At 57.5% G+C, this 3,886-nt stretch carries 3 protein-coding genes; all 3 read right to left on the bottom strand.

What is annotated here, in order from left to right; all coding sequences use genetic code 11:
- Positions 1-107 precede the first annotated feature (107 nt).
- Genes QMX98_RS33020 through QMX98_RS33010 form a run of 3 tightly spaced genes read right to left on the bottom strand, consistent with a single transcriptional unit; the run spans position 108 to position 3,673 of the window.
- Entirely contained in the window at positions 108-2,411 is a 2,304-nt protein-coding gene (locus tag QMX98_RS33020; RefSeq protein WP_077749034.1) for an MlaD family protein, read from the bottom strand.
- The gene (locus tag QMX98_RS33015; RefSeq protein ID WP_010458355.1) at positions 2,404-3,027 is read right to left on the bottom strand and encodes a paraquat-inducible protein A; all 624 of its coding nucleotides are present in this window, start codon (positions 3,025-3,027) and stop codon (positions 2,404-2,406) included. The genes QMX98_RS33020 and QMX98_RS33015 overlap by 8 nt, the downstream gene beginning before the upstream one ends.
- The gene (locus tag QMX98_RS33010; RefSeq protein ID WP_077749035.1) at positions 3,014-3,673 is read right to left on the bottom strand and encodes a paraquat-inducible protein A; all 660 of its coding nucleotides are present in this window, start codon (positions 3,671-3,673) and stop codon (positions 3,014-3,016) included. Before QMX98_RS33010 ends, QMX98_RS33015 begins: the two co-directional genes overlap by 14 nt.
- Positions 3,674-3,886: the final 213 nt, after the last annotated feature.

The following is a 3,886-nucleotide window of genomic DNA, read 5'->3' as shown; positions in this document are numbered from 1 at the left end:
GGCTCGCTCCCACAGGGGGTTGGTGTCGATCACAAATTCCGTGGTCACAGCAAATCCCTTGTGGGAGCGAGCCTGCTCGCGATGGCGGCAGCAGGAACACCAATAGTCTATTTACCGAGTGAAATCTTCGGCGCCCAGGTCAGCCATTCATCTTCAAACTTGTCGAACAGCGGGAACGTCTGCTCAGGCCGCGCCGGATTGCCCATGCGATCACCCTCCGGCGTGGCGAAGGCGATACCGCCCTGAATCAGCGTTTCCAACGATTCGGTACGGACCGTCGCGCCTTTGAACAAGCCGTAGTCGAACCCGAAACCGCTGGTGTTCCAGAAACGTGTGCCGCTGCGCACCAAGGGCGCGTATTTCGGCTCGATCAGAATGTGCACCAACACACGGTCAGCGGTCTGACCCAATTCATAGCCCGTCACCTTGCCCACGGTGACCTCGCGGTACGTCACCGGCACACCGATTTTCAGTGAACCACGGCGAGCGGCGCTCAACACCAGACTCAAACCGGCTTCTTGCTTGGCCGATTCCGGTGGAGTGGCCAGGGCGACGAAGTTCTTCTGCGGCCCCAGATTCTTCGCTGCTGGCTGCACTTCGATGTATTGGCCAGTTACCAGCGTTTCCAGGTTGGAGGTCTTGATCAGGCCCAACTCAGGCTTGACCACCCAGAACTGACTGCCGACCCGGGCAATGCGCTCCGGCACTTCGGTGATTCGTGCGGTGAGCATCACCGATTGCAGGTCATCACTGAGGTCGACATCTTCGATCTTGCCGACATCCAGGCCTTTGAATCTCACGGGAGTGCCACTGCGCAAGCCATCGGCGCGATCGACCTTGATCGTAACCACGGCGCCTTTCTGGTTGGCTTCCTCATGGCTGGCGAACAGGCGGAAACGCGGAATGCGTTTTTGCAACGGCGCCTTGGCTTCGGGGGTTTCGAAAGCGATGCCGCCGGCCATCAGGCTTTGCAACGATTCACTTTTGACCTGGATTCCGCCGGTCAGTCCGCCTGTGAGCGTGATGCCGCTGGCATTCCAGAAGCGTGTCGAGGCATTGACCAGGCCTTCGTATTCCTTCTCGATGTGGACACCGATCACCAGTTGCTTCTTCTTTTTGGAGAACTGATAGCTCTGCACCGAACCAACCTTGACCTGCTTATAGAGAATCGGACTGCCGACTTCCAGCGAACCCAGGTTTTCGGTGAACAACACCAGATGCAGACCGGGCGAACGCAGATCCAACGGCGGCGCCTTGGGTCTGGCCACAAATTCACGTTGCGGCGCGGCCCCTTTGTCGCCCGGTCGCACAGCGATGTAGTTACCTTTGACCAAGGCCTCCAGCCCGGTGATGCCCGCAAGGGAAATCGACGGTTTGACCACCCAGAACTGAGTGCCTTCGACCAGGTAATCCTCGGCCAGTGGATCAAGTGTCAATTCGGCAGTGGCGGCATTCAGGTCCGGATCGACCTTCAGCGCTTTCAGGTTGCCGACCTGGATGCCTTTGTACATGACCGGAGTACGGCCGGCCTGCAGGCCTTCGAAATCGCTGAGTTTGACCTTGACCCGAATGCCGGCAGCGGCGGCATCGAAGTCCTCGTAGAGGCGAAACGGCAGGCTTGGATCGGTGGGCGGGCTGTCCTTGCGGTTCTCCGGCGTGGCGAAGGCGATACCGCCGGCGACGATGCTGGCGAGCGATTCGCTGCGCACTTTTACACCAGACAGGTTGGCGTCGATGCTGATGCCGCTGGCGTTCCAGAAACGGGTGTGTTTGCGCACCAGATTGGCGTAGGTGGGCTCAATGAACACTTTGAGCTCGACTGTGCTTTGATCTTCCGACAGCAAGTAGCTTTTGACTTGGCCGACCTTGATCTGCTTGTAGAACACGGGGCTGCCGCGATTCAGTGAACCGAGACGATCAGCCTTGATGGTGAGGTGCAGGCCGGGCTGAGAGTCTGACAGCGGGGGCTCTTCAGCCAGGGCCTTGAACTTGCGGGTAGGCTCGCCCTCGCCGGGGCTGATGGCCACGTAGTTGCCGGACACCAGCGTTTCCAGCCCGGTGATACCAGCCAGGGTCACGCTCGGTTTGACCAGCCAGAAACGGGTGCTGGTCTTGAGGTATTGCTCCACGTCCTTGTTCATCTCGACGGTGGCGATCACACCTTTGGAACTGCCTTCGTCATCGAGCTTAAGGGTTTTCACCTTGCCGACTGGCATGCCCTTATAGACGACTTCAGTCTTATTGGCCTGAATGCCTTCACCGCTCTCGAAACGCACCTGTATCTCGATGCCAGTTTCGCTATAGGCACGCCAGCCGAGCCAGCCGCCGATGATCAGGGCGATCAGGGGCAGCACCCAGATGGCAGACCAGTTCGAAGCCGGTCGGGTTTTAGCTGTAGGCAAATCAGTCATGGTCGTCGTCCGACTCCGTGTTATCCCAAATCAGTCGGGGATCGAAAGTAACTGCGGCAAGCATCGTCAAAATCACCACACTGGCGAAAGCGATGGCACCAAGATTGGCTTCGACGCTGGCAAGCCGTCCGAAATTCACGACCGCCACCAGGATGGCGATCACGAAGATGTCCAGCATCGACCAGCGGCCGATGAACTCGATAAAGCGGTACATCCAGATTCGTTGGCGTGCCGAAAGGGGCTGGCGACGTTGTACTGAAAACAGCAGCAGCGCGATGCCCACCAGCTTGAACGTCGGCACCAGAATACTGGCGATAAAAACCACGGCGGCGATGGGAATCATGCCGTGCTGAACCAGCTGGATAACGCCCGACATGATGGTGCTGGGATCGCCCTGCCCTAATGAGCTGACAGTCATGATCGGCAGCACGTTGGCCGGAATGTAGAGAATCGCTGCGGTGACCAGGAGTGCCCAGGTCCGCATGACACTGTTCGGGCGACGGGCGTGCACCAGCGCACCGCAACGGGTGCAGGTTTGCTCGTCGGTGTCGGCTTCCTGCTTGTTCAATTCATGGCATTCGGTGCAAATCAGAATGCCTGCATCAATCGCCCGCATGGGCATCCTCTCCTGACAAAGCCTGCCAGATCTGATGAGGCGACATCACGACCTCCAACCAGACCTGGACCAACAACAAACTGATAAAGCAGGCCAAACCGAGACCTACTGTAATGGCTGCCATATCTGCCAGTTTTACGATCGCCACCAGTACGCCCATGAGGTAAACCTCGAGCATCCCCCAGTCCCTTAGATGGTGATAAATACGGTAGAGCAGCAAACCGTAGCTGCGTCCGATATCAAACCGGATGCTCAATAGCACGGCCAATTGGCAGAGCAACTTGAGCAACGGGATTCCCATGCTGCACAGGAACACAATCACCGAGACGCCTTGCATGCCGGTATCGAACAGACCGACAACGCCGGTCCAGACGGTGTCTTGCGACGATTGCCCGAGTAGATTGAGCTGCATGATGGGTAAAAAGTTCGCCGGGATGTACAACAACAGCGCGGCGATGACCAACGCGAGACTGCGCTGCACTACGTTGTGCCGATGGGCGTAGAGTTCGTAACCGCAGCGCGGGCACAGGGCTTTCTCGCCATGGGCAAGCTCAGGCTTGCGCATCAGCAAGTCACACTCATGGCAGGCCACCAAGTCGTCCAGCGGTAATTCTGACAGCCCGGGGGCGTCAACCGGATCTGGCATAAGGGCTCTGGCTCCGAAAAAAGTTGGACCTATTCTAGTGTCATGAGTCGAAAATAACTGTGCAAATTTGTGTTGTAGCTTGAGGAGAACTTTCCTGCGGACAAAACAAAACCCCTACCTGCATACGCAGATAGGGGTTTCGGAATTTAATCTTGACGATGACCTACTCTCACATGGGGAAACCCCACACTACCATCGGCGATGCATCGTTTC

The organism is Pseudomonas sp. PS02303 (genome assembly GCF_029959925.1).
Classification (GTDB): domain Bacteria; phylum Pseudomonadota; class Gammaproteobacteria; order Pseudomonadales; family Pseudomonadaceae; genus Aquipseudomonas; species Aquipseudomonas mandelii.
This window is presented reverse-complemented; position numbering and strand designations above follow the sequence as displayed.